We start from the raw sequence: 24,307 nt of genomic DNA, 5'->3' as shown, positions 1-24,307 counted from the left end.
TGACGGCAACAGGACAAGGTGCGGGAGACGATCATGGGTTCACTGGCTTTATCACGGGCCGAAGTTTTGGATCAGCCCGCACCGTCCATTGCAGGCGAGGTGGCGCGGATCGCGCGGGAGCAGCTCGCGCCGCTCGCCGCCGGCATCGATGCCGGCACCATTTATCCGGCCGATGTGCTGCACAAGCTCGGCGAGGTCGGTGCCTGGGGCAGTCACGTGCCGCACGAAGGGCCTGCCGATCTGCGCTGTGCCATTCAGGCGATGGCTGAGATCGGTGAGGTCTGCGGCAGCACTGCTTTCATGGCGTGGTGCCAGAACACACTGGTCTGGTACGCGGCCAACTCGACCAACATGAAGCTGGCAAAGCGCTTCGGCGATGCGTTCTCGACCGGTCGCGTGCTCGGCGGCACCGGACTCTCCAATCCGATGAAGAGCTTTTTCGGCATCGAAAAGCTCAAGCTGAAGGGGCGCAAGGTCGAAGGCGGCTACATCGTGCGCGGCGCGCTGCCCTGGGTGTCCAATCTCGGACCGGATCATTATTTCGGCACCATCTTCGAACGCGAGGACGAGCCGGGCATCGCAAGTGGCGAGCCCGGCCAAGTGATGTTTTTGGCGGACTGCTCCGATCCCGCGATCACACTGACGCCATGCAAGCCGTTCCTCGCCATGGACGGCACCGGCACCTATGGCGTGCAGTTCCGGGACGCCTTCGTGCCTGACGAGCTGATCCTGGCCGATCCCGCCGCACCTTTCGTGAAGAAGATCCGCGCCGGCTTCATCCTGCTGCAGGCCGGCATGGCGCTCGGGCTCATCAAGGACTGCATCAACATCATGGACGAGGTCGACAATCCCCTCGGCCACATCAACCGCTATCTGCCGCAACAGCCGGTGCACTTCCGCGATCTCGCCGCCGAGCTCGAGGCCGAGACCATGGCGCTGGCGCGTGATCCCTACAACGAGGAGGAGACCTACTGGCGCAAGGTGATCGCGCTCAGGCTGCGCGCCGGTGAAGCCAGCGTCGCGGCGGCGCACGCGGCGATGCTGCATTGTGGTGCGCGCGGCTACCTCAAGAGCCACCGCGCGCAGCGCCGCCTGCGCGAGGCCTATTTCGTCGCGATCGTCACGCCTGCCACCAAGCAGCTGCGCAAGATGCTCGCCGATTCCTGAATTTTACGAGCCCACCCACCATCGAACCTCAACGGAGAGGCTGCCAATGACGGACGTTCTGATCTCTGCCAGCGAACTTGCCGATCTCTTGAAAACCGAGCCCTGTGTCGTGATCGACACCCGCAACCCCGACGCCTATGGCGCCGGGCACCTTCCCAACGCCGTGAACGTGCATGAGATCTTCACGTTTCTTGCGACCTCGACGCCGGAAGGCATGAGCGAGCTGAAGACCAAGTTCGCCGATGCCTTCGGCGGCGCGGGTCTGTCCGGCAAGGAGACGGCCGTGATCTACGAGCAGTCGATGAACTCAGGCTTCGGCCAGTCCTGCCGCGGCTACTACCTGCTCACCATGCTCGGCTATCCCAAGATCAAGGTGCTGCATGGCGGCTTCGATGCCTGGGCTGCCGCAGGTCTTCCGGTGACGAAAGATGTGCCGGCGCCGATGAAGGTGTCGTTCGGAATCGTGCCTGAAGCGGGCGAGATTCTGATCGACGCCAAGACCATGCTGGCGGCCGTCGGCAAGCCGGGCGTCGCCATTCTCGACGTACGCGACGTCGACGAATGGATCGGCGACAGCTCGTCGCCCTACGGGAAGGATTTCTGCCCGCGCAAGGGTCGCATCCCCGGTGCGGTGTGGCTGGAATGGTATCGCATGATGAAACCGACCGCCGAGGGATCGCGCTTCAAGTCCAAGGACGAGATCCTGGCGGAATGCGCCACGGTCGGCATCTCGCCGTCGACGCCGGTCTATCTCTACTGCTTCAAGGGCGCGCGCGCCTCGAACACGTTCCTGGCGCTCAAGAACGCCGGCGTGAAGGACGTGCGGATGTATTTCGGCTCCTGGAACGAATGGTCGCGCGATCCGTCACTGCCGATCGAGCAGGGACTGCCGATCGCATCGGAGGTCACGACCAAGGCGGCGTGATCGCCACTAACCGAGGGCTCGCGGACGGGGCGTAATCCCCAGCGCCTTGATCCGCGAGGCCAGCGTGGTCGGCTTGATATCCAGCATCTCGGCCGCGCCACCGGGGCCGAACACTTTTCCGGCGCAGCCCTCGAGCGCGGCCAGGATGTTGGCGCGCTCGTGGTCGCGCATTTCGGATGACGTCATCACAGCGGGCCGTGCGTCGGTCCTCTGCCGCGCGGCGCCGGCTGGGGCCTGCGCGCCGGAGGGGTCGGGCAGATCGATCCGCAAACGGCCGTTCTGCGACAGGATCGCGGCGCGCTCGATCACGTTCTGTAGTTCGCGGACATTGCCCGGCCAGTCATAGCGCGTCAGCCGCCGCGCATCGCCTTCCGACAAGCGCAGATTCGATTTCAGCGCCTTGCTCTCGCGGGTCAGAAAATGCTGGGCGAGCAGCGCAATGTCCTCGCGCCGTTCGCGCAGGGGCACCGTCTCGATCGGAAACACGTTGAGCCGGAAATAGAGGTCCTCGCGAAAACGCCCGCGCTGAACCTCCTGCTTGAGGTCGCGATTGGTCGCGGCGATGACGCGGACGTCGACCGCGCGCGTGCGCTCCTGGCCGACGCGCTCGAAATTGCCCTCCTGCAACACGCGCAGCAGCTTGCCTTGCAATTCGAGCGGGATCTCGCCGACCTCGTCGAGGAACAGCGTGCCGCCATCGGCGAGTTCGAACCGGCCGATGCGGTCGCGCGTCGCGCCGGTGAAGGCGCCGCGGACATGGCCGAAGAATTCGCTCTCGAACAATTCGCGCGGGATCGCGGCGCAGTTGACGCGGATCAGCGGCCGGTCGCTGCGGGTGGAATCCTCGTGGATGGCGCGCGCGATCAGCTCCTTGCCGGTGCCAGATTCCCCGGTGATCATCACCGCGGCGCTGGTCGGCGCCACCAACTTGACCTGGCGCAGCGTTGTCTGGATCGCCTCGCTTCCACCGATGATGCCGCGCGGATTGGTCTCGATGCGGATTTCTTCCTGGAGGTACGCGTTTTCGAGCTCGAGACGTTCGCGCAGGCGATCGACCTCGGCGAGCGCAGCGTGCAGCTTCTCGTCCGCTTCGCGCCGCTGGCTGACGTCGCGAAACACCACGACGGCACCGACCACCACGCCGCTCCGTGATCGCGGCGTGGAGGTGTATTCGACCCAGGCCGGCGAGCCGTCCTTGCGCCAGAACACCTCGCCGTCGACCTGGTGCACGGCGCCGTCGCGGAACGCCGCATAGATCGGGCAGTCATGGTTGTGATAGTGCCGCCCGTCATGGTGGGTGTGGTGCATGATGGGATGGATTTCCTTGCCGACCAGCTCCTCGGCAGTCCAGCCCAGCATCCGCTCGGCGGCGGGGTTCACGAAGGTGGTCTTTCCTTCCGCGTTGACGCCGTAAATGCCTTCGCCGGCGGCCCGCAGGATCAGCTGGTTCTCGCGCTCGATGTCCTGGAACACGCGCTCGACCCGCTGCCAGGTCGAGATGCCGCTGCGCATGTGGTCTTCGGCGGCGGCGTCGACATTGCGGCGGCGGCGCGCGTCGAGATCGGTTAGGGTGAGCTGGACCAGCGTGCGCCCGTCATGGGGCAGGACGCAGCCGGCATATTCGAGCCGGAGATTTTGCCCGGTGGCATGGCGTGGGTTGAGCGCCGTAGTCCAGTAGGCGCCCTTGTGCAGCACGGCCTGGGTGAACACGGTCAGCGCCGGAAGCTCGCCGGCATGCAGCGTGCTCGCCCTGGTCTGGCGCAGCAGCGCGCGGTCGTAGCCGAGCAGGGTGCAAGCAGCGGGATTGGCATCGACGATCTGGTCGCCGAAGGGATCGACCAGCAGCGTCGCTTCGACCGAGGATTCGAAGGCCGCGACGCGCGGATCGATGGTCGGGGCCACATCATCGTGGGCGAGTAGTGGCGTCGTTGCCATTACGAAATCTCGTTATTAAGCTACGAAATATCGTTTATCACGATTTTTCGTAACGACCAAGTGCGAGCGAAAGTGCCGCGTCATCAAGGCACTGGCCAGCCTGAAGGTGATGGCATGCTCCTTGCGTAATTCTCCTCGCAACGACGCGCAGGAGGTCCGATGTCCACTTTCGACAATCCGTTTGATCCCGATCGCAACCTGCGAGCCGGCTGTGCCTGCGGTCAGCATCAATCCGCGGCGGAGCATGAGCAGGCCACCGCGTTGCGCTGTGATCCCGTCGAGAGCGAGGAGAAGCGCTACGAGGGCGTCGTCGCCTCTGCCGTGATGCGCGCGATGTTTCCGCAGGATGTGGCGCGGCGCGCGTTTTTGAAATCGGTCGGTGCCTCCACCGCGCTGGCCGCTCTGTCGCAGTTCTTCCCGCTTCAGACCGCTACCGAAGTCTTTGCGCAGGCCGGCGCGCCGGAAAAGAAGGATCTCAAGGTCGGCTTCATCCCGATCACCTGCGCCACGCCGATCATCATGGCGGCGCCGCTGGGCTTCTATGCCAAGCACGGCCTCAACGTCGACGTAGTCAAGACCGCCGGCTGGGCCGTGATCCGCGACAAGACCATCAACAAGGAATACGACGCCGCGCACATGCTGGCGCCGATGCCGCTCGCGATTTCGCTTGGCTTAGGTGCCAACGCCATTCCGTTCGCCGTGCCCGCGATCGAGAACATCAACGGGCAGGGCATCGTGCTGGCGAGCAAGCACAAGGACAAGCGCGACCCGAAGGTCTGGAAGGGCATGAAATTCGCCATCCCCTTCGACTATTCCATGCACAATTATCTGCTGCGCTACTATCTCGCCGAACACGGGATCGACCCCGAAACCGACGTGCAGCTGCGTTCGGTGCCGCCGCCGGAAATGGTGGCAAACCTGCGCGCCGACAACATCGACGGTTTCCTCGCGCCCGACAACATCTGCCAGCGCGCGATCTATGACGGCGTCGGCTTCATGCATCTTTTGTCCAAGGAAATCTGGGACGGCCATCCCTGCTGCAGCTTCGCCGCCAGCCGCGAGTTCATCACCACGGCACCGAACAGCTTTGCCGCGCTGACGCGCGCGATCGTCGATGCCACGGCCTATGCGTCGAAGGCGGAGAATCGCAAGCAGATCGCCGAGGCGATCGCGCCGGCGAACTACATCAACGCGCCGGTCACGGTGCTGGAACAGGTCTTGACCGGCACCTATGCCGATGGCCTCGGCGGCGTGAAGACGGATGAAAAGCGCGTCGATTTCGACCCGTTCCCCTGGCAGTCCTTTGCGGTGTGGATGCTGACGCAGATGAAGCGCTGGGGCCAGATCAAGGGCGATGTCGACTACAAGGCGGTCGCCGAGCAGGTGTATCTCGCCACCGACACCAGGAAGCTGATGACCGAGATGGGCCTGGCGCCGCCGGCCAGCAGCTACAAATCGTTCGCGGTGATGGGCAAGACTTTCGATCCGGCCAAGCCCGAGGATTATTTGGCGGGCTTCAAGATCAGGAAGGCGTCGTGAGCGGCCGCGATGTGCCTCCGCTGTCGTCCCGGCCTAGTGCGCGCTGCGCACGGGGGCCGGGACCCATAACCTCAGGGGGGAGTTTGGCGAAGACACGCTGTTCGGTACCACGACCTTTCGGCTCCGATAGATCACGGGGTATGGGTCCCGGCCTTCGCCGGGACGACGTGTGGAGAGGTTTCGCGCGATGACCACCAGCTCCCTCCGTCTCCGCGCCGGCCTCGTCTCGATCGTGCTGCTCGTCGCGTTCCTCGGTGTCTGGCATCTCGCCGTGCGCTCGGCGGCACCGGTGGCCACGATGAGCCCGGAATACGCCAAGCTGATGGGCCTGACTGCGACGCAGGGCAAATCCGCCATGCCGGGGCCGGTCGATGTCGGCGCAAAACTCTGGGAGCATGTGAGGAGGCCGTTCTACGACAACGGGCCGAACGACAAGGGGCTCGGCATCCAGCTCGGCTACTCGATCGCGCGCGTCGGCACCGGCTATCTGCTCGCCGTGCTGGTCGCCATCCCGCTCGGCTTCCTGATCGGGATGTCGCCGCTGCTCAGCCAGGCGCTCGATCCCTTCATCCAGCTGCTGAAGCCGATCTCGCCGCTGGCGTGGATGCCGCTCGCGCTCTACACCATCAAGGATTCCTCGATCTCCGCGATCTTCGTCATCTTCATCTGCTCGATCTGGCCGATGCTGCTCAATACCGTGTTCGGGGTCGCGAGCGTACGCAAGGAATGGATCAACGTCGCGCGAACGCTCGAGGTCGGAACGATCAGGCGCGCCTTCACCGTGATCCTGCCGGCGGCGGCTCCGACGATCCTGACCGGCATGCGCATTTCGATCGGCATCGCCTGGCTCGTGATCGTCGCGGCAGAAATGCTCGTCGGAGGCACCGGCATCGGCTATTTCGTCTGGAACGAGTGGAACAACCTCTCGATCACCAACGTGATCATCGCGATCCTGCTGATCGGGGTTGTCGGCATGTTGCTCGACCAGATCCTCGCGCGCTTCACGCGCATGGTCACGTTTCCGGAGTAGGGCCGTGACCGAAAAATTCATCTCGATCGAAGCCATCGCAAAGCGCTATCCGGGCGCAGGCGGCGCGACAACGGCGGTCTTCGAGAATCTCTGGCTGTCGATGGCGCGCGGCGAGTTCTGCTGCGTGATCGGCCATTCCGGCTGCGGCAAGACCACGGTGCTCAACATCCTTGCCGGCCTCGATGCGCCGAGCGAGGGCGCGGTGATCGTCGACGGGCAGGCCATTTCAGGGACGAGCCTCGATCGCGCCGTGATCTTCCAGAGCCATGCGCTGCTGCCCTGGCGCACCGTGCTCGGTAACGTTGCCTACGCCGTCAGCTCGAAATGGCGGAACTGGGATCGCGCCAGGGTGAAGGCGCATGCGCAGAAATTTATCGATCTCGTCGGCCTGACGGGGTCGGAACACAAGCGACCTTCCGAGCTTTCCGGCGGCATGAAGCAGCGCGTGGGCATCGCGCGTGCGCTGTCGATCACGCCAAAGATGATGCTGATGGACGAGCCGTTCTCGGCACTCGATGCGCTGACGCGCGGCACGCTGCAGGACGAGGTGCGGCGCATCTGTCTGGAGACCGGGCAGACCGCGTTCATGATCACCCATGACGTCGACGAGGCGATCTACCTCGCCGACAAGATCTTCCTGATGACCAACGGTCCCGGCGCGGTGCTGGCCGAGGTCGTCGAGAACCCGCTGCCGCGGGATCGCGGCCGCACCGATTTGCACCGCCATCCGCTGTACTACGCGCTGCGCAACCACATGGTTGATTTCCTGGTAACGCGCAGCAAGACTTTCACGGCCGAGACGCCCGGTCACGATCCGCGGAATGTGCCGGTGGTGCATATCGGCAAGCCCGGACTGACGGTCGCCTCTGATGCCAAGTCGGAGCCACTCAACGAGACGTCATGGTCGGGCTTGGCCCGGCCATCCACGTCCTTCTAGTGCAGCCAGAACGTGGATGCCCGGGACAAGGCCCGGGCATGACGACAACCAAGGAGACCTTGACATGAAACGCGAAGACCTCACCGAGAAGCTGCTCGACATCAAGCGCGAGAAGGGCTGGAGCTGGAAACACATCTGCGAAAAGATCGGCGGCTATTCCGAGGTGCTGATAACAGGCGCGATCCTCGGCCAAATGAAACTGACCAAGCCGCAGGCCGCAAACGCCGCTGAACTTTTCGGCCTGACGAAGGCCGAGACCGCGATGCTGAACGAGACGCCGATGCGCGGCATGCCGATGCCGCCGACCGATCCCTTGATCTATCGTTTCTACGAGCTGGTCATGGTCAACGGTCCGGCGTGGAAGGCGCTGATCGAGGAGGAGTACGGCGACGGCATCATGTCGGCGATCGATTTCGACATGGTGATGGAGCGCCTGCCCAACCCGAAGGGCGACCGCGTCAAGATCACCATGAGCGGCAAATTCCTGCCGTACAAATATTACGGCGCCAGCGGCAATGTGCCGGAGTATGGGTTCAAGGAGGGATAGCTGGTTGGCATTCCGGGGTGCGTCGCAGACGTGCCCCGGAATGACGCTTCGCCTTACTTCCCGGCTTTCACCTCGGCCGCCGCCACCGCGATCAGCTCGTTCATCTTGGCGCGAATCACCTGTTCGGTGACGGCGACGTTCTTGGCGGCGAAATCGGCCATGACCTTGCGCAGGACGTCGGCGTCGCCGGCTTCCTCGAAATCGGCCGCGACCACCTCCTTGGCATAGGCCGTGGCGGCATCGCCGGTGATGCCGAGCTTTTCGGCCGCCCACAGACCGAGCAGCCGGTTGCGGCGGGCTTCCGCCTTGAATTTCTGCTCCTCGTCGAGGGCAAACTTCTTCTCGAAGCCTTCCTCGCGCTTGTCCAACGTGCTCATGCCTTTTCCAATTCCCTGCTGAATGGACCCGGCTGGCCCTCGTTGCGAGAGCCCCGGTGCATGCCTAGATAGGGGGCACGAATCGGCAAAACAACGAGCCGTTAAGCCGCAGGCAAGACGGTATAAGTTTGATGCCGGACGGCCGGATCGATTGTGCTGGGACGGCCAATCGGATAGGTTGCCTAAGGCTGGGTTCCCGTTCTGTTTCCAGGGGTTCCGGGCCGTTCACGGCAGCTCCGCTGTGGGTCGTAGTCTCGTCAACCGGAGCACACCAGATACATGGATTTCAACAAAACACGGTACATCCCCATGAGCCGTCGGCGTCGCATTTATGAAGGCAAGGCAAAGGTTCTTTACGAAGGCCCGGAGCCCGGTACCCTGATCCAGCACTTCAAGGATGACGCCACCGCGTTCAATGCGAAAAAGCATCAGGTGATCGAGGGCAAGGGTGTCCTCAACAACCGGATCTCGGAGTACCTGTTTCAGCACCTCAATGACATCGGGGTGCCGACCCATTTCATCCGCCGCCTCAACATGCGCGAGCAGTTGATTCGCGAAGTCGAGATCGTGCCGCTGGAAGTGGTGGTGCGGAACGTTGCCGCCGGCTCGTTGTCGCAGCGCCTCGGCATCGAGGAGGGTACGCAGCTGCCCCGCTCGATCATCGAGTTCTATTACAAGAACGACCAGCTCAACGACCCCATGGTGTCGGAAGAGCACATCACCGCTTTCGGCTGGGCAACGCCGCAGGAGATCGACGACATCATGGCGCTTGCCATCCGTGTCAACGACTTCCTCACCGGTCTCTTCCTCGGCATCGGCATCCGCCTCGTCGACTTCAAGATGGAGTGCGGCCGGCTGTTCGAAAACGACATGATGCGGATCATCGTCGCCGACGAGATCTCGCCGGATAGCTGCCGTCTATGGGACATCAAGTCGAACGAGAAGCTCGACAAGGACCGTTTCCGCAGGGATCTCGGTGGGCTGCTCGAGGCCTATACCGAAGTCGCCAAGCGTCTCGGCATTCTCATGGAGAACGAGCGTCCGGCCGGTTCCGGCCCGGTGCTGGTGAAGAGCTAAGAGGGATCTGACGTGAAGGCACGTGTCACCGTTACGTTGAAAACGGGCATCCTCGATCCGCAGGGTAAGGCGATCGAGGGTGCGTTGAAGTCGCTCGGCGTCGACGGCGTCGCCAGCGTTCGCCAAGGCAAGGTGTTCGACATCGAGCTCGCCGGCGCGGACAAGGCCAAGGCAGAGGCGGCGTTGAAGGACGCCGCCGACAAGCTCCTGGCAAACACCGTGATCGAGAATTATCGGGTTGAGCTGATCGGGTGAACAGGATGGCTCACAGCCATCCGACCCGACGAAAACGCCAGTACAGCGCGCCGCAGGCCGTCAGCATCACGCCGAGCAGCGTGTAATAGCCGTACTCCCAGTCCAGCTCCGGCATGTGCTTGAAGTTCATGCCGTAGATGCCGGCAAGCGCGGTCGGGATCGCGATGATCGCGAGCCAGGAGGCAAGTTTCTTGGAGACCGCCGTCTCCTGGGCCTGGCCGACCAGCAGGCTTGCTTCGAAGGCGAAGGCCAGCACCTCGCGCATTGAATCGATCCGCTCCTGGATGTTCCTGACGTGGTCGGTGACGTCGCGGAACAGCGGCTGCATCGTAGCGCGCACCATCGCCAGTTCGTCATGCTCGAGCCGGCGGCAGACCTCCACCAGCGGTCCGATGGCAGTCCTGAGCCGCAGCAGGTCGCGGCGCAGCATGTAGAGCCGCTCGATCTGCGCCTTGCTGATCGCCTTGGAGAGCACGTCGTCCTCGATGCTCTCGACCTCTTCGTGAATGCTCTCGAGCACGGGCGAGTAGTTGTCGACGATGAAATCGAGGATAGCGTAGAGGATGTAGTCCTCGCCGCGCGCGAGCGCGCGCGGGCAGCTTTCGCAGCGTTCGCGCACCGGCGTGTAGGACGTCGACGCGCCGTGGCGCACCGAGACCAGATAGCCTTCGCCGACGAAGATGTGCGTCTCGCCGAAGGCGATCCGGCCCTCGATCAGTTGCGCCGTGCGCGCCACGATGAACAGGGCCTCGCCATATTGCTCGATTTTCGGTCGCTGATGGGCGTGGTTGGCGTCCTCGATGGCGAGCTCGTGCAGGTCGAACTGCTTCTGCACCGCGCTGAGCAGCGCCATGTCGGGCTCGTGCAGCCCGATCCAGACCACGTGGCCGGGTTTCGCCCGCCAGCTCGAAGCCTCGCTGATGGCGATATTGGCGACGCGCCGGCCGTCGACATAGGCACCGGCGGCGATGACGCCCTCGGTGGACACCGGCTCGGAGAGGGATGCGGGCAGCGAGGGGACATTCATGGCTTTAATCCCGGGCGAATCGATCGGCCGAATGGCGGGCTATGGCCTGTGCACAACGCTCGCGGGCAAGGCTAGCACTGGTAAAATCCCCGTCAAATGGTTATGTCTGCTGCCGATTTGGCAGACGTGCCAGCCCCACTTTAATCCTCGTTCGGAACCTCTGCCATGAAAGCCGCCATCCTCGTCTTTCCCGGAATCAACCGCGAGCGCGACATGGCGCGTGCCTTGAGGCTGATCTCGGGCAGCGAGCCCGCGATGGTCTGGCATGCCGAGACGTCGCTACCTGATGGCACCGACCTCGTGGTCGTGCCCGGCGGGTTCTCCTACGGCGATTATCTGCGCTGCGGCGCGATTGCGGCGCGGGCGCCGGTGATGGACGCGGTGCGCGACTATGCGGTCAGGGGCGGCCTCGTGCTCGGCGTCTGCAACGGCTTTCAGATCCTCTGCGAATCCGGCCTCTTGCCGGGCGTCCTGATGCGCAATGCGCGGCTGAAATTCATCTGCCACGACGTGCATCTCCGCGTCGAGCGCTCCGACACGCCGTTTACCCGCGGCTACAATGCAGGCCAGGTGATCCGTGTGCCCATCGCGCATGGCGAGGGCAATTATGCGGCGGACGCGGAGACCATCAAGCGGCTCGAAGGCGAGGGTCGCGTGCTTTACCGCTATTGCTCGGCCGACGGCGCGATCGACGATATCAGCAACATCAATGGCGCCGCGCAATCCATTGCCGGCATCGTCAACGACAAGGGCAACGTGCTCGGCATGATGCCGCATCCGGAAAACCACGTCGAAGACATCATGGGCTGCACCGACGGCCGCGGCCTGTTCGCCGGCCTCACCGCGCATCTGGAAAAGGCCGCGTGATTGCGTTCGTGCTGAAGCGGCTGCCGGCCGCTGTCGCTGTCGCTGCATTCGCGACGGCCGCGTTCGCGCAGGACTTCCCCAAGCGTCCCGTCACCATGATCGTGCCGTTCGCGGCCGGCGGCACGTCCGACGTGATCGCGCGCACCGTTGCCGAGCAGATGGGCATCGCGCTCGGCCAGACCATCGTGATCGAGAACGTCGCCGGCGCCGGCGGCTCGACCGCACTGGCGCGCGCCTCCCGCGCCGAGCCCGACGGCTACACCATTGCGATCGGCAATGCCGGCACCAACGCCGCGACCTATACGATTTATCCAAAGCTGCCGTTCACGCCGGACTCCTTCGTACCGATCGCCATGGTGGCGAAAACGTTCGGCATCATCGCCGTGCGCAAGGATTTTCCGGCAAAGGACCTGAAAGAGTTCATCGCCTACGCCAAGGCTAATCCCGGCAAGATCAATCTCGGCCATGCCGGCGTCGGCTCTTCGAACTACCTGATCTGCAAGAGCTTCGTCACGGCCGCCGGGATCGACGCAACGCTGGTCGGCTATCGCGGCGCCGCGCCCGCGCTCACCGATGCCATCGGCGGCCAGATCGACGGCATCTGCGATGCGGCAGCCTCCGTCTCGCAGTCGATCAACGAGAAGCTGGCGCGCGGGCTCGTGGTCGGCTCGACCGTCCGGCTCGCCACAGTGCCCGACCTGCCGACGTCGGCCGAAGCCGGCCTGCCCGAATTCGAGGCGCAGGGCTGGAACGGCCTGTTCGCGCCCAAGGGGACCCCGCCGGCGGTCATCGCCAGGCTGAATGCAGCTGCACGCACGGCGGTCGAAACCGACGCGGTGAAGAAGCGGTTCGCCGACCTCTCGACCGTGGCACCCGATGCCGACGAGCACACGCCCGAGGTGCTGCAAAAGCTTGTGACTCGCGACGTCGAGAAGTACCGCAAGATGCTGGCTGACGACGCCAAGTAATAGCTAGCGTCGTTTCAGCCGCTCCGTCGGCACCGTCATCGCGGCAACGCCCGCCATGACCAGCACCAGGCCCAGCACCAGGTTCGACGGCACGCTCTCGCCGAGCAGCAGCACGGAGAGGCCGACGCCGATCGGGATGCGCAAATAGCCTTGCGCGTTCGTCGTCAGCGTGCCGAGCCGTCCCAGGCACATGTAGAACAGCATCAGCCCCAGGGCGCTGGAGACGATGCCCATGACGATGGTGGCTATGATCGCCGTCGGCGTCGGGTGCAGCGTCCAGGGCTGGTCGATGATCAGCGAAGGCGGCAGCAGCACGAGGCCGCCGAACAGCAGCGAACCGGCCGCCACCACCATCGGGTCGTATTCGGACAGCCGCAGGCCGAAGATCGTGGCACAGGCAAAGGAGATGGTGGCGAGCAGGATGGCGATCTCCGCCACGATCTCGCTACCGAAGCCGCGCAGCGCATCGAGGCCGACGATGACGATGGTGCCGGCAAGGCCGAGGAGCGCGCCCAAGAGCTTCAGCAGCGTTGCCGGCTCGTGGCGCGTGATCAACGAGGTGATCAGGAAGGCGAAGATCGGCGTGGTCGAGGCCAGCACCACCGTGTTCGAGGCCGGCACATAGAGCTGCGACCACGTGATGATCAGGAACGGGAAGGTCGAGTTGATCAATTGCTGGACCGCGAACAGCTTCCAGGCCTTCGCATCGGTCGGGATCCTGACGCCGCGCACCCACAGGATCGCGAACAGGAAGGCGGCCGCGATCAGCGAGCGCGCCGAGATGAAGGTCACGGGCGGAATCGTGTCCAGCGCGAGCTTGGCCAGCGGATAGGTTGAGCTCCAGCAGCAGGCGAGCGCGACCAGCAGCGCATAGTCGCGCCAGTTGCGCGCGCCTGTGGCGGGCATGGACGCCAATTGCGAGGCCGTGGCGCGAGCCGTCGGCGGTGTGCTCTGCGGCACCTTGATATTGCTCCCCGGCGCGACAGCGCTGGACACAAGTCTGGGCGAGGGGGCGCCAAAAGGGAAGGCGGCGAGCTATGCGTTTGGCTGCGGTGCCGGCTTCCGCTTCACCCGCTTGATCGTGCCGGAGAAGGTGAACAGCGGCCGCCCGCCCGATGTCAGCTTGCCGCGCAGGAAGATCAGCGAGCCGCCGGCGCGGGAGACCTCGCCGACGCATTCGATCAGCTCGCCTTCGCGCGCCGCGTCGAGGAAGTCGCAGGCGAAATTGGTGGTCACCGCCGGCCCATCCAGTTCGTGGGTGGCGATCGCGAACAGGCAGTAGTCGGAAAACGCCATGAAGCAGCCGCCATGGACGTTTCCCGAGCCGTTGAGGTGCTTTTTCTCGACCCGGAACGCCGAGCGGACGCTGCCGTCGTCCTCGATCTTGTGCCAGAACGGGCCGATATGGCTCTCAAAACTGTCGCGAATCCAGGTTCGCCAGCCCTGGAATTCCCCGTCGGTGGCGACGTGGAGGTCGGGGCGGCGAGGCGGGGGCGCTTTGGTCAATTCGTGCAAGGGAATGGGCCTTCAATTGCGGGTCGTTTGCCCTTAAATCCGATCTGTCCGCGCTGTGCAATTCCTGTTCCCGCAGCCCCCGGCCGCAAAACGTGGGACAGCGGGAAAATGCGCCATAAAGGGCTTTTCCAAGCCGTCCGATGTTCCTAAGAACGGCCCACCGCCGTCGAAAGCCTCGAATCCATGAAGAATGAACCCAAGATCACCCCCGAGCTGATTGCCGCCCACGGGCTCAAGCCCGACGAGTATGAGCGCATTCTGAAGCTGATCGGGCGGGAGCCGACCTTCACCGAGCTCGGCATCTTCTCGGCGATGTGGAACGAGCACTGCTCGTACAAATCCTCGCGCCTCCATTTGAAGGGTCTGCCGACCAAGGCGCCCTGGGTGATCCAGGGTCCTGGCGAGAACGCCGGCGTGATCGACATTGGCGACGGCCAGGCCGTGGTCTTCAAGATGGAGAGCCACAACCACCCGAGCTACATCGAGCCGTACCAGGGCGCCACCACCGGTGTCGGCGGCATCTTGCGCGACGTCTTCACCATGGGCGCTCGTCCGATCGCCTGCCTCAATGCGCTGAGCTTCGGCGCGCCTGAGCATGCCAGGACGCGCCATCTCGTCTCCGGCGTCGTCGCCGGGGTCGGCGGCTACGGCAATTCCTTCGGCGTTCCGACGGTCGGTGGCCAGGTCCGTTTCCACACCCGCTATGACGGCAACATTCTCGTCAATGCGATGGCGGTCGGCCTCGCCGATACCGACAAGATCTTCTATGCGGCCGCCTCCGGCGTGAATATGCCGATCGTCTATCTCGGCTCCAAGACCGGCCGCGACGGCATCCACGGCGCCTCGATGGCTTCGGCCGAGTTCGACGACAAGTCCGAAGAGAAGCGTCCGACCGTGCAGGTCGGCGATCCCTTCGCCGAAAAGCTGCTGTTAGAGGCTTGTCTCGAGATCATGGAGAAGGGCTGCGTCATCGCGATCCAGGACATGGGCGCGGCGGGTCTGACGTGTTCGGCGGTCGAGATGGGCGCCAAGGGCGATCTCGGCGTCGATCTCGATCTCGATGCGGTGCCGACGCGCGAGATCGGAATGAGCGCCTACGAGATGATGCTCTCGGAGAGCCAGGAGCGCATGCTCATGGTGCTCAAGCCCGAGAAGGAGAAAGAGGCCGAGGCGATCTTCAAGAAGTGGGGCCTTGATTTCGCCGTGGTCGGCTACACCACGCCGAGCAAGCGCTTTGTGGTCAAGCATGGCGGCGACGTCATGGCCGATTTGCCGATCAAGGAGCTCGGCGACGAGGCGCCGCTCTATGACCGCCCGCATGTCCCTTCCGCCGCTTTGCCGGTCGTGCATGCGCGCGAAGTGGCGGCCCCGATGGGGTTCGGTGCCGCGCTCGAAAAGCTGATCGGCACGCCCGATATGTGCAGCAAGCGCTGGGTCTGGGAGCAGTACGACCACGTCATTCTCGGCAACACCATGCAGCGTCCTGGCGGCGATGCCGCCGTGGTCCGCGTGCAGGACGGCCCGAAGGGCTTGGCGCTGACCGTCGACGTGACGCCGCGCTATTGCGAAGCCGATCCCTATCAGGGCGGCATGCAGGCCGTGGCGGAAGCCTGGCGCAACATCACTGCGGTCGGCGGCAAGCCGCTCGCGATCACCGACAATCTCAATTTCGGCAACCCCGAGCGGCCCGAGATCATGGGCCAGTTCGTCGGCTGCCTGAAGGGCATCTCGGAAGCCTGCCGCACGCTCGACTTCCCGGTCGTCTCAGGCAATGTCTCGCTCTACAACGAGACCAACGGCCGCGCGATCCTGCCGACGCCTTCGATCGGCGGCGTCGGTTTGCTCGATGACTTCACCAAATCAGCCTCGCTCGCGTTCAAGGCCGAAGGCGAGGCGATCCTCCTGATCGGCGAAACTCATGGCTGGCTCGGCCAGTCGGTTTACCTGCGCGACATCTGCGGTCGCGAGGAGGGCGCGCCGCCGCCGGTCGATCTCGCCGCCGAGAAGCGCAACGGCGACTGCGTGCGCGGCATGATCCATGCGGGCACCGCGACCGCCGTGCACGATCTCTCCGACGGCGGCCTGCTGATCGCGCTCGCCGAGATGGCGATGGCGAGCGGCATCGGTGCCAAACTGCTCGCGGCGCCAACCTCGTTGGTGCCTCAGGCCTATTGGTTCGGCGAGGACCAGGCGCGCTATCTCGTCATCGTGCCTGAAACCGAGGCCGGCCGCGTGCTCGCCAAGATGCGCGGCTGCGAGGTGCCCTGCGTGCGGATCGGCACCACCGGCGGCGACGCGATCGCGATCGCGGGCGAGGCGCCTGTGACGATAGAGGCGCTGCGGACCTCGTTCGAGCGCTGGCTGCCGGAGTATATGGGCGGCAAGGCGGCGTAGGACGCGCTTCCGCAATGCGCTGGTGGCGGAGTGATTGCCCCAGCTCGCATTGCGAGCGAAGCGAAGCAATCCAGGCTGCGAGCGCGAAGCGAAGCAATCCAGACTGCCTCCAAGGCAACACTCTGGGTTGCTTCGTCGCAAGAGCTCCTCGCAATGACGAATGGAAAGAGCTCGGCCTCACAACACGTGCGAGGCCCCCGGAATTTTCCGTAAGCCCGCCGTCAGTCCCCAGCTCAGGATCACCGTGAGCACGAAGCCGATCGCGGCTTTCACGATCGCAGGCCAGCTGTAATCGAACAGCGCGTACTGAATCCACAGCGCGATCGGGTAGTGCACCAGGAAGATGCCGTAGGCATCCGCCTGCATGCGGTCGAGCAGGTTCGGTCCCGGCGACTTCTGGTGCAGGAAGAAGGCGAGGATCGCGAGCAGGATCGAGCCTGAGAACAGCACGAAGAACGTGCCGTAGATCGCCTGGTACCAGTGCGGCTGTGGGTCGGGATTACCGAGAACTTCGCGCTTGATGTAGATCATGACCCACATCAGGCAGTAGGGGATCAGCGTGGCGATCACCCAGAGCCAGCGCTGTTTCGGCAACTGGCCGCCAGCGCTGAGGATACCGCGATCGAAATTCGCAGCTCCAACACTGACGCCGATGAAGAAATACGCGAAGTAGAGCAGGATGCGGCTGGCCTGCACCGAGAACGGCCCGAGCTCGAACCATTTGCTGCCGCCGAAATAGAGCAGCGCCGGCACGTAGGCGATTGTCGTGACGACGACGAGCAGCAGCCAGAATACGGCCGGCTGGTCGAATCCGCGCAGCGACACGCGGTTGCCCGAATCGACCAGATGCGCGGAGACCCGGTAGAGCAGGCTTGCGGTCAGGTCGAATGCCAGCAGCACCCACACGAACCAGATCGGGCCGCTCGGCCACGGGCCAACCGTGATCGTCTTCCACCAGAATGCCGTGAAGCTCAGCCCGGGATCGTGCCGCAGCGCGATCGCGTAATAGGCGAGCGGGATGACGGTGAACGCCGCGATCGCGAACGGCAGTCCGAGCCGCAACAGGCGGTCGCGGAGAAAGACCGACGGCGCCTTGCGCGCGATGCCGGGCCAGGTGAACAGTCCCGACAGAAAGAAGAACATCGCCATGAAGAAGCTGTCGGTGGCCAGCACGACCACGTCGAAACCGGCCCAGGACGCCGGATCGGTGTGCCCGAAATAGGTGTAGGGAATGACGGCGTGGTGCAGCAGCACCACCAGCGTGAGGAAGGTGCGGGCGCGATCGAGCGACAGATTGCGCGCCTTGGCCTTCGGCGCCGCATGCGCCTCTGCTCCGATCGTCGCTGAATGTGACATCGTCATCGTGGCCGCCCCGGTCGCGCTTTCCGTCCCTGCGGGACTTTGCCGCCGGGAACCGGATTCAGCAAGGGTCGTTTGGGACGCCCGCAGGGCCCGTTGCCGCTAGGAACCAGTTCCCTGCAACGCAGTTAGCGTTCGCCAAAAGGGCTTGAGGGCCGCGACAGGCGGTACAATTTCGGAGCTGGCGATGACGATCCTGAAATGGGCGCTGATCTTCTTACTTGTCTCCATCGTGGCCGGCGTGCTCGGCTTCACCGGCATCTCGGCCGCCTCCGCCGACATCGCCCGCTTCCTGTTCTACGTGTTCGTCGCGATTTTCCTGGTGCTGCTGATCCTGGGGCTCACGATATTCAGGGCGTAGCGGGGCTCGCGTCGGCATTCCCAGTCGTCATGCTCGGGCTTGCCCCGGGCATGCATCCACGTTCTTTGTATCCGCGGCAGCCAAAAGCGTGGATGGCCGGGACGAGCCCGGCCGTGACGGCAGGCCCTATGTGGGCTTACCCCACTTCCTCGATCTTCACCTTGTCCGGGTAGAAGGCGAGATGACCGGAAATCTCGGTCATCGCGGGGAAGGGCGCCTCATAAGTCCAGATCGCGTTGTCCAGCGTCTTGCCGTCGGCCTTGACGCTGTAGTAGCTCGCATCTCCCTTGTAGGGGCAGTGGGTGACGCGGTCGGTGCGCTCCAGCAGCGCCATGTTGGCGTCCTGTCGCGGCACATATTGCACCGCCGGATATTTCGCCTCTTTCAGCGTCAGCGCCTTGGTGGTCTCGGCGATCACGATATCGCCGGCCGTGACCCGGACGCGCCGGGGATTTGGGGTGATGGTGATGGGGTGGTCGGGCCCTGGAAGTTTCATGATTTCACGCCTTTTTCGATCACTCTGCCGCGCGCGGCACTTTGTCGTGGCTTTATCCAGATCGGATCACCGATATAGTGCCGGAAGGCGTGACGTAGAAGGCCGTTCACGCTAAGTTTGGCCCCGCCGGCAAGTTTGGCTTTGCAGATCCGGACCCCGGCAGCGATTCGACGACAAGGCTGATTGCAGCCGACACAGGAGCACGACCCGAATGCCAATGGACGCCCACGATATCGAGGCGATGATCAAGGCGGCGATCCCCGATGCCGAGGTGACCATCCGTGACCTCGCCGGGGACGGCGATCACTATGCCGCGACCGTGATCTCGGAGACCTTCCGCGGCAAGTCCCGCGTCCAGCAGCACCAGATCGTCTATCGGTCCCTGCGCGGCCAGATGGGTGGCGTGCTGCATGCGCTGGCGCTGCAAACCGGGGTGCCGGGCGCCTGATCGATCGTGACGGGGGCATGACGATGGCTGCGGACAATCCTCGCGGCGCGATGTTTCGCGTCATCCTGCCGAACCAGCACAGCCGCGTCACCAATGCCGAGCTGTTCTTCGACCTGGTCTTCGTTTTCGCGATCACGCAGGTCTCGCACACACTGCTGCACCATTTCACGCCGCTCGGTGCGGTGCACGTCGCGGTGCTGTTTCTCGCGGTATGGTGGGTGTGGGTCTACACCGCCTGGGTCACCAACTGGCTCGATCCCGAACTGACGCCGGTCCGGATCCTGATCTTCCTGATGATGCTGGGTGGCCTCGTGCTGTCCACGACGATCCCGACCGCGTTTGAGGGGCGGGGCCTGTGGTTCGCGATCGCCTACGCAACGATGCAGGTCGGGCGCACCGCCTTCTGGATGTTTGCGACTCCGCGCCACCGAACGGCCGTCCGGCACAATGCGATCCGCATCCTGACATGGCTCTCGGTTTCCGCGATCTTCTGGATCCTCGGCGGCCTCGCCCATGACGAGGTGCGGCTATGGTTCTGGATCGTGGCGCTGACGATCGAATACATCTCGCCGGCGGTGCGCTTCTGGGTCCCGAAACTGGGCTTCTCGTCGGTCGAGGCCTGGGCCGTCGAAGGCGGCCACATGGCCGAGCGCTGCTCGCTCTTCGTCATCATCGCGCTCGGCGAGGCCGTCGTCGTCAACGGCGCCACCTTTGCCGAGCTGGACTGGACCGCGGACAACATTTTGGCCTTCGTCTCCGCGCTGGTCGGCAGCATTGCGATGTGGTGGGTCTATTTCCACAAGGGCGCCGAGGCCGGCGCCGAACGCATCTCGAAATCCGCCGAATCCGGCCGGCTGGCGCGGCTCGCCTACACCTATCTGCACATGCCGATCGTCGCCGGCATCATCCTGACCGCGGTCTCCGACGAGCTGGTGCTGAAGCATCCGGTCGGCCATTCCGATATCAGGACCATCGTCAGCACGATCGGCGGTCCCTTGCTGTTCCTGGTCGGCACCATCCTGTTCAAGCATGCGATCCGCGGCTTCCTCCAGCTCTCGCACGGCATCGGCATCATTCTGCTTCTGGCGCTGTCGTGGTTCGCCGCCGAACTGTCCCCGCTATGGCTGTCGGTCGCCGCGACGGTGATCATGATCGTCGTTGCGGTCTGGGAGTCGGTCTCGCTGGGATCGACGCCGGAACAAGCCGAGGAGCATTGAGCCGGCGCCATTGGCCCCGGAGCGCTTACTCTGCCGCCTCCAGCGCATGCACCGAGAACATCTTGGCCGCATCCGTCCAGCTCTCGCGCACCCGCCACCCTGCGCCCTGCGCCAGCGCGGCGAAGCGCTCGATGCTGTATTTGTAGCTGTTCTCGGTGTGGATGCTCTCGCCCGCGCGGAACGAAAAGCTGGTGCCGAGCAGGCGCACGGTCTGGCTCTTCTTGCTGATCAGGTGCATCTCTATGCGGTGCCGCTCGCGATTGTAGATCGCGCGATGGGTGAAGGCGGAGAGATCGAAATTTCCGCCGAGTTCGCGATTGATCCGCACCAGCACATTGAGGTTGAAGCGCGCGGTGACACCGGCGGCATCGTTATAGGCGTCGTGGAGCAGGCGCTCCTCCTTCTCGAGGTCGGCGCCGATGATCATCTGCGCGCCGCGGCCCAGGATAGCGCGTGCGCTCTTCAGGAAGGCCTGCGCTTCATGCGGCTCGAAATTGCCGATGGTCGAGCCCGGGAAGAACCCGACCTTGGGCATGGTCGCCACTGCCTTGGGCAGCTCGAACGGCGTGGTGAAGTCGGCCGCCACCGGGTAGATGCCGAGTGACGGAAAATCCCGCTTCAGGCCGTTCGCCTGCGCCGTCAGGAAGTCGCCGGAGATGTCGACGGGCACATAGGCCGCAAACTTGCAGTGGTTGAGCAGCAGGCGAACCTTTGTGGTCGCGCCTGCGCCGAACTCGACCAGGGCCGCGTGCTCCGGAATGATCCTCGCGATTTCGCCGCCGCGCTCCTTCAGGATCGCCAGCTCCGTGCGCGTCGGGTAATATTCCGGCAGCCGTGTGATCGCTTCGAACAATTCCGATCCGGCCGCATCGTAGAAATATTTCGGCGACAGCTTTTTGGGCTGCTGCGAGAGGTCCTCGATGGCCTCGCGGGCAAAAGCGGTGGTTTGTTCGTCGGGAAGATGGGCTTCGGCCAAAGCGCTGGCGTGCACATTCATGATACTCTCCTGAACGCGCTGTCCGGCGCGCATTTGTCGTCGGATGAGAATTTTACTCGTAGTCGGCGAGCCGCAGTCCCGTGAATTGCCAGCGGTGGTGCGGATAAAAGAAGTTACGATAGGTGGTACGGCTGTGCCCCTCCGGGGTTGCAAGCGAAGAGCCGCGCAGCACCAGCTGGTTGACCATGAACTTGCCGTTGTATTCGCCGAGCGCGCCTTCGATGGCGCGATAGCCGGGGTACGGCGAGTAGGACGATCGCGTCCACTGCCAGACGATGCCGAACGCATCGTTGAACTGGCCCGCGCGGGCCGCGACCTCCCATTCCATCTCGGTGGGCAGATGTTTTCCGGCCCAGCGCGCAAAGGCGTCAGCCTCGTAATAGCTGACGTGGCAGACGGGCGCGTCGGGATCGACCGGCTTGAGGCCGGCCAGCGTCATGACGTGCCACTGGCCGTCGATCTCGCGCCAATGGCCGGGGGCGTCCCAGCCCTCGTTGTTCACGGCCGCAAAACCGTCCATCAGCCACAGCGTTGCGGTCCGGTAGCCACCGTCGCGCATGAAGGCGAGCCATTCGCCATTGGTGACGAGATTGCGTGCGAGCTTGACCGGGCCGACGAGGGCGCGATGCGCCGGCTTCTCGTTGTCGAAATGAAAACTCTCGTCGACATGACCGACGGTGTGGATGCCTTCGTTCAGCGTCAGCCAATCCTCGCTGGCCGGCGTTGCGGCCGGGAAGCGCCAGTCCGGATCATAGGCCGGCGGGATCGGGTTCTGCGCGAAGGCGTGCAGGATGTCGGTGAACATCAATTCCTGATGCTGCTGCTCGTGGTTGAGGCCGACTTCGACCAGCGGCGCGATCTCGCGAAGCTTGTCCTCGCCGGCGTCGCGGAAGAATGTCACGACGGCAGCGTCGACATGTTTTCGATAGGCGCCGACCTGATCGGCGCTCGGACGGGTGATATCGCCGCGGTGATTGCGGGAATGGCGTGGGCCGGCGCTGACGTAATAGGAATTGAACAGGAAGGCGAAGTCAGGGTGAAAGGGCCGGTAGCCCGCACAGTGCTCGCCGAGCACGAATTGCTCCCAGAACCAGGTGGTGTGCGCCCGGTGCCATTTCGTCGGGCTCGCGTCCGGCATGGACTGGATCTGCTGATCCTCCGGCGACAGCGGTGCGGCCCGGCGCTCGGTCTCGTCGCGGACGTTGAGAAACGCGTCTTCCAGCCTCTGGGCAAGGCCGCCCAAATCGGCCGACGGTGACGGGGCGGGGGCCGTAACGGAGGCTGGTTTTGTCACGTTTTTCTCCAGACAGGACAAGAGAACGTTGTTGGCGTTGTCGGGTTCCAAAACGCCGGGTTCGTCCTAGATAGGGGCTCCGTGACGGTATGAAAGTCCTCCCCGGCTATGATATTCGTGCCATCATGCAATGGGCCGCTGCTGCCGAGAACGGTCCGCCCAGGGGCCGCTCGCCGCCATTTTACTTTGGATGCACAACGGTTTGGGCTACATATATAGGCAGGGATCGGGTTAAATCGGCTGAGCCAGCCCGAAGCGATTGGAGTGGGCTCCGCCCCAGAAGGACACGGATATGAGCATCGAGGAATTCATCGCCAACGAAGTGAAGTCGAACGACGTGGTTCTGTTCATGAAGGGCACACCGCAATTTCCGCAGTGCGGCTTCTCCGGCCAGGTCGTCCAGATTCTCGACCACATCGGCGTCGGCTATAAGGGCCTCAACGTTCTCGAATCCGCCGAACTGCGCAACGGCATCAAGGACTTTTCGAACTGGCCGACCATCCCGCAGCTCTATGTGAAGGGCGAGTTCGTCGGCGGCTGCGACATTGTCCGCGAGATGTTCCAGGCCGGTGAATTGCAGCAGCTGTTCTCCGAAAAGGGCGTCGCTGTCGCGGCCTGATACGTGACCCAGCTGACGCGCCGGATCGGCGGCGCGGAGCTCAAGGTCATCGTCGCTGACATCACCACGCTGAGCGTTGACGCCATCGTCAACGCGGCCAACACGTCGCTGCTGGGTGGCGGCGGCGTCGATGGTGCCATCCATCTGGCGGCCGGGCCCGAGCTTCTGGCCGAGTGTCGGAAGCTCGGAGGATGCCCGACCGGCGATGCCAAGATCACGAAGGGTTACCTTCTCCCTGCGACCCATGTGATCCATGCGGTCGGCCCGGTCTGGCACGGCGGCACTCGCGGTGAGGCGCAGGCGCTGGGCTCATGCTATCGCCGTGCGCTTGAGCTCTGCGGGGCCAATCGGCTGACCTCCGTGGCGTTCTCCGCGATTTCGACCGGGGTTTACGGCTTTCCGGCCGACCAGGCGGCGAAGATTGCGGTCCATGCGACCATTGAAGCCCTTCCCGCCGCGCCGCTGGTCGTCGACGTCATATTTTGTTGTTTCTCGGAAAAGAGCGCGACTCTGCACGCGGACGTTTTGGCGCGGTACGGCGGCCCTTGTGCCTGATGACGCGGTCGGTACACTCCCCGGGGCATGTTCCGGGGAGGGGATATGATTTTACAGTCTGGACTGCGCGCGCTGGTCTGCGCCGCGCTTGTGTCGCTGGGTACGATGTCGCTTGCGCGGGCGGAGGGCACCTACGAGATTCCGGCCGGCGCGCATTTCAATCCGGACAAGCTCGCGAGGATCACCGAGTTCTTCAAGAACGAGGTCGCGACCGGCAAGATCGCTGGCGCAAACGTTCTCATCAAACAACATGGCAAGCCGGTCTACCACGAAGTCTTCGGCGTGCAGGACGCGGTCAGCAAGGCGCCGATCACGGACAAGACGATCTTCCGCCTGTTCTCGATGAGCAAGGCGATCACTTCCGTCGTCGCAGTGAAGTTGATCGAGGAAGGTACGATCAA

General features: G+C 64.0%; 26 protein-coding genes. 17 read left to right on the top strand and 9 right to left on the bottom strand.

What is annotated here, in order from left to right; translation table 11 throughout:
- The first annotated feature begins 33 nt into the window (after positions 1-33).
- Positions 34-1,167, top strand: a complete 1,134-nt coding sequence (locus IVB47_RS01600; protein WP_027567656.1) for an acyl-CoA dehydrogenase family protein — start codon at positions 34-36, stop codon at positions 1,165-1,167.
- A 46-nt stretch (positions 1,168-1,213) separates the two neighbouring features.
- Positions 1,214-2,092, top strand: coding sequence for a sulfurtransferase (locus IVB47_RS01595; protein ID WP_247459468.1), 879 nt, complete (start codon positions 1,214-1,216; stop codon positions 2,090-2,092).
- Between the two features lie 6 nt (positions 2,093-2,098).
- On the opposite strand, the gene IVB47_RS01590 is transcribed toward IVB47_RS01595, so the two are convergent.
- Complete coding sequence (locus tag IVB47_RS01590; RefSeq protein ID WP_247459466.1) at positions 2,099-4,027, bottom strand: sigma 54-interacting transcriptional regulator; 1,929 nt, start codon at positions 4,025-4,027, stop codon at positions 2,099-2,101.
- Positions 4,028-4,186: 159 nt separating this feature from the next.
- Here IVB47_RS01590 and IVB47_RS01585 point away from each other — a divergent pair, with 159 nt between their 5' ends.
- The 4 genes from IVB47_RS01585 to cynS all read left to right on the top strand — a co-directional run bounded on the left by IVB47_RS01585 (position 4,187) and on the right by cynS (position 8,080).
- Positions 4,187-5,566 carry a CmpA/NrtA family ABC transporter substrate-binding protein gene (locus IVB47_RS01585; RefSeq protein ID WP_247459465.1) on the top strand — a complete coding sequence of 460 codons (1,380 nt, stop codon included), beginning with the start codon at positions 4,187-4,189 and terminating at the stop codon, positions 5,564-5,566.
- A 187-nt stretch (positions 5,567-5,753) separates the two neighbouring features.
- Positions 5,754-6,596, top strand: a complete 843-nt coding sequence (gene ntrB, locus IVB47_RS01580; RefSeq protein WP_247437434.1) for a nitrate ABC transporter permease — start codon at positions 5,754-5,756, stop codon at positions 6,594-6,596.
- Between the two features lie 4 nt (positions 6,597-6,600).
- On the top strand, positions 6,601-7,533 hold the full coding sequence (locus IVB47_RS01575; RefSeq protein ID WP_247459463.1) for an ABC transporter ATP-binding protein: 933 nt from the start codon (positions 6,601-6,603) through the stop codon (positions 7,531-7,533).
- Between the two features lie 64 nt (positions 7,534-7,597).
- Positions 7,598-8,080: a cyanase gene (gene cynS, locus IVB47_RS01570; RefSeq protein WP_051462744.1), complete on the top strand. Its 483-nt coding sequence runs from the start codon at positions 7,598-7,600 to the stop codon at positions 8,078-8,080.
- Positions 8,081-8,133: 53 nt separating this feature from the next.
- Here the strand turns inward: cynS and IVB47_RS01565 are convergent, their stop codons facing one another.
- A complete protein-coding gene (locus IVB47_RS01565; RefSeq protein ID WP_247362456.1) occupies positions 8,134-8,457 on the bottom strand; it encodes a DUF1476 domain-containing protein in 324 nt (107 codons plus the stop codon).
- A gap of 309 nt (positions 8,458-8,766) precedes the next feature.
- Here IVB47_RS01565 and purC point away from each other — a divergent pair, with 309 nt between their 5' ends.
- On the top strand, positions 8,767-9,534 hold the full coding sequence (gene purC, locus IVB47_RS01560) for a phosphoribosylaminoimidazolesuccinocarboxamide synthase (RefSeq protein WP_171944915.1): 768 nt from the start codon (positions 8,767-8,769) through the stop codon (positions 9,532-9,534).
- 12 nt (positions 9,535-9,546) lie between these two features.
- Positions 9,547-9,789: a phosphoribosylformylglycinamidine synthase subunit PurS gene (gene purS, locus IVB47_RS01555; protein WP_007602264.1), complete on the top strand. Its 243-nt coding sequence runs from the start codon at positions 9,547-9,549 to the stop codon at positions 9,787-9,789.
- A 10-nt stretch (positions 9,790-9,799) separates the two neighbouring features.
- On the opposite strand, the gene IVB47_RS01550 is transcribed toward purS, so the two are convergent.
- On the bottom strand, positions 9,800-10,816 hold the full coding sequence (locus IVB47_RS01550; RefSeq protein WP_018455523.1) for a magnesium and cobalt transport protein CorA: 1,017 nt from the start codon (positions 10,814-10,816) through the stop codon (positions 9,800-9,802).
- A gap of 165 nt (positions 10,817-10,981) precedes the next feature.
- Between IVB47_RS01550 and purQ the strand changes: the two genes are divergently transcribed.
- Together purQ and IVB47_RS01540 are read left to right on the top strand one after the other, a co-directional pair.
- Entirely contained in the window at positions 10,982-11,683 is a 702-nt protein-coding gene (purQ, locus tag IVB47_RS01545; protein ID WP_247459461.1) for a phosphoribosylformylglycinamidine synthase subunit PurQ, read from the top strand.
- Positions 11,680-12,651 (top strand): tripartite tricarboxylate transporter substrate binding protein BugD, encoded by a 972-nt coding sequence (locus IVB47_RS01540; RefSeq protein WP_247459459.1) that lies wholly within the window; start codon positions 11,680-11,682, stop codon positions 12,649-12,651. The genes purQ and IVB47_RS01540 overlap by 4 nt, the downstream gene beginning before the upstream one ends.
- Positions 12,652-12,654: 3 nt before the next feature.
- Here IVB47_RS01540 and IVB47_RS01535 read toward each other — a convergent pair whose 3' ends face one another.
- Together IVB47_RS01535 and IVB47_RS01530 are read right to left on the bottom strand one after the other, a co-directional pair.
- Positions 12,655-13,611: a DMT family transporter gene (locus IVB47_RS01535; RefSeq protein WP_247459457.1), complete on the bottom strand. Its 957-nt coding sequence runs from the start codon at positions 13,609-13,611 to the stop codon at positions 12,655-12,657.
- Between the two features lie 75 nt (positions 13,612-13,686).
- Positions 13,687-14,166, bottom strand: coding sequence for a PaaI family thioesterase (locus IVB47_RS01530; protein WP_247459456.1), 480 nt, complete (start codon positions 14,164-14,166; stop codon positions 13,687-13,689).
- Positions 14,167-14,349: 183 nt separating this feature from the next.
- On the opposite strand from IVB47_RS01530, the gene purL reads away from it, so the two are divergent.
- Entirely contained in the window at positions 14,350-16,560 is a 2,211-nt protein-coding gene (gene purL, locus IVB47_RS01525) for a phosphoribosylformylglycinamidine synthase subunit PurL (RefSeq protein ID WP_247459454.1), read from the top strand.
- A 177-nt stretch (positions 16,561-16,737) separates the two neighbouring features.
- Here the strand turns inward: purL and IVB47_RS01520 are convergent, their stop codons facing one another.
- Complete coding sequence (locus IVB47_RS01520) at positions 16,738-17,916, bottom strand: acyltransferase (protein ID WP_247459546.1); 1,179 nt, start codon at positions 17,914-17,916, stop codon at positions 16,738-16,740.
- Positions 17,917-18,106: 190 nt separating this feature from the next.
- Between IVB47_RS01520 and IVB47_RS01515 the strand changes: the two genes are divergently transcribed.
- Positions 18,107-18,280 carry a DUF1328 domain-containing protein gene (locus IVB47_RS01515; RefSeq protein WP_007602280.1) on the top strand — a complete coding sequence of 58 codons (174 nt, stop codon included), beginning with the start codon at positions 18,107-18,109 and terminating at the stop codon, positions 18,278-18,280.
- Between the two features lie 136 nt (positions 18,281-18,416).
- Here the strand turns inward: IVB47_RS01515 and IVB47_RS01510 are convergent, their stop codons facing one another.
- A complete protein-coding gene (locus IVB47_RS01510; RefSeq protein ID WP_027567668.1) occupies positions 18,417-18,776 on the bottom strand; it encodes a DUF427 domain-containing protein in 360 nt (119 codons plus the stop codon).
- Between the two features lie 211 nt (positions 18,777-18,987).
- Here IVB47_RS01510 and IVB47_RS01505 point away from each other — a divergent pair, with 211 nt between their 5' ends.
- Positions 18,988-19,224 (top strand): BolA family transcriptional regulator, encoded by a 237-nt coding sequence (locus IVB47_RS01505; RefSeq protein ID WP_247459452.1) that lies wholly within the window; start codon positions 18,988-18,990, stop codon positions 19,222-19,224.
- A gap of 23 nt (positions 19,225-19,247) precedes the next feature.
- Positions 19,248-20,441: a low temperature requirement protein A gene (locus IVB47_RS01500; protein WP_247459544.1), complete on the top strand. Its 1,194-nt coding sequence runs from the start codon at positions 19,248-19,250 to the stop codon at positions 20,439-20,441.
- Between the two features lie 25 nt (positions 20,442-20,466).
- On the opposite strand, the gene egtD is transcribed toward IVB47_RS01500, so the two are convergent.
- Together egtD and egtB are read right to left on the bottom strand one after the other, a co-directional pair.
- Positions 20,467-21,438: an L-histidine N(alpha)-methyltransferase gene (egtD, locus tag IVB47_RS01495; RefSeq protein WP_247459450.1), complete on the bottom strand. Its 972-nt coding sequence runs from the start codon at positions 21,436-21,438 to the stop codon at positions 20,467-20,469.
- A gap of 52 nt (positions 21,439-21,490) precedes the next feature.
- Entirely contained in the window at positions 21,491-22,783 is a 1,293-nt protein-coding gene (egtB, locus tag IVB47_RS01490) for an ergothioneine biosynthesis protein EgtB (RefSeq protein WP_247459448.1), read from the bottom strand.
- Between the two features lie 241 nt (positions 22,784-23,024).
- On the opposite strand from egtB, the gene grxD reads away from it, so the two are divergent.
- The 3 genes from grxD to IVB47_RS01475 all read left to right on the top strand — a co-directional run.
- Complete coding sequence (grxD, locus tag IVB47_RS01485; protein ID WP_063995769.1) at positions 23,025-23,351, top strand: Grx4 family monothiol glutaredoxin; 327 nt, start codon at positions 23,025-23,027, stop codon at positions 23,349-23,351.
- 3 nt (positions 23,352-23,354) lie between these two features.
- The gene (locus tag IVB47_RS01480; protein WP_247459446.1) at positions 23,355-23,906 is read left to right on the top strand and encodes an O-acetyl-ADP-ribose deacetylase; all 552 of its coding nucleotides are present in this window, start codon (positions 23,355-23,357) and stop codon (positions 23,904-23,906) included.
- A gap of 45 nt (positions 23,907-23,951) precedes the next feature.
- The coding region (locus tag IVB47_RS01475; protein WP_247459445.1) for a serine hydrolase domain-containing protein at positions 23,952-24,307 on the top strand (356 nt) is incomplete at its 3' end.

The sequence above is a fragment of the Bradyrhizobium sp. 62 genome (genome assembly GCF_023073035.1).
Classification (GTDB): Bacteria; Pseudomonadota; Alphaproteobacteria; order Rhizobiales; family Xanthobacteraceae; genus Bradyrhizobium.
This window is presented reverse-complemented; position numbering and strand designations above follow the sequence as displayed.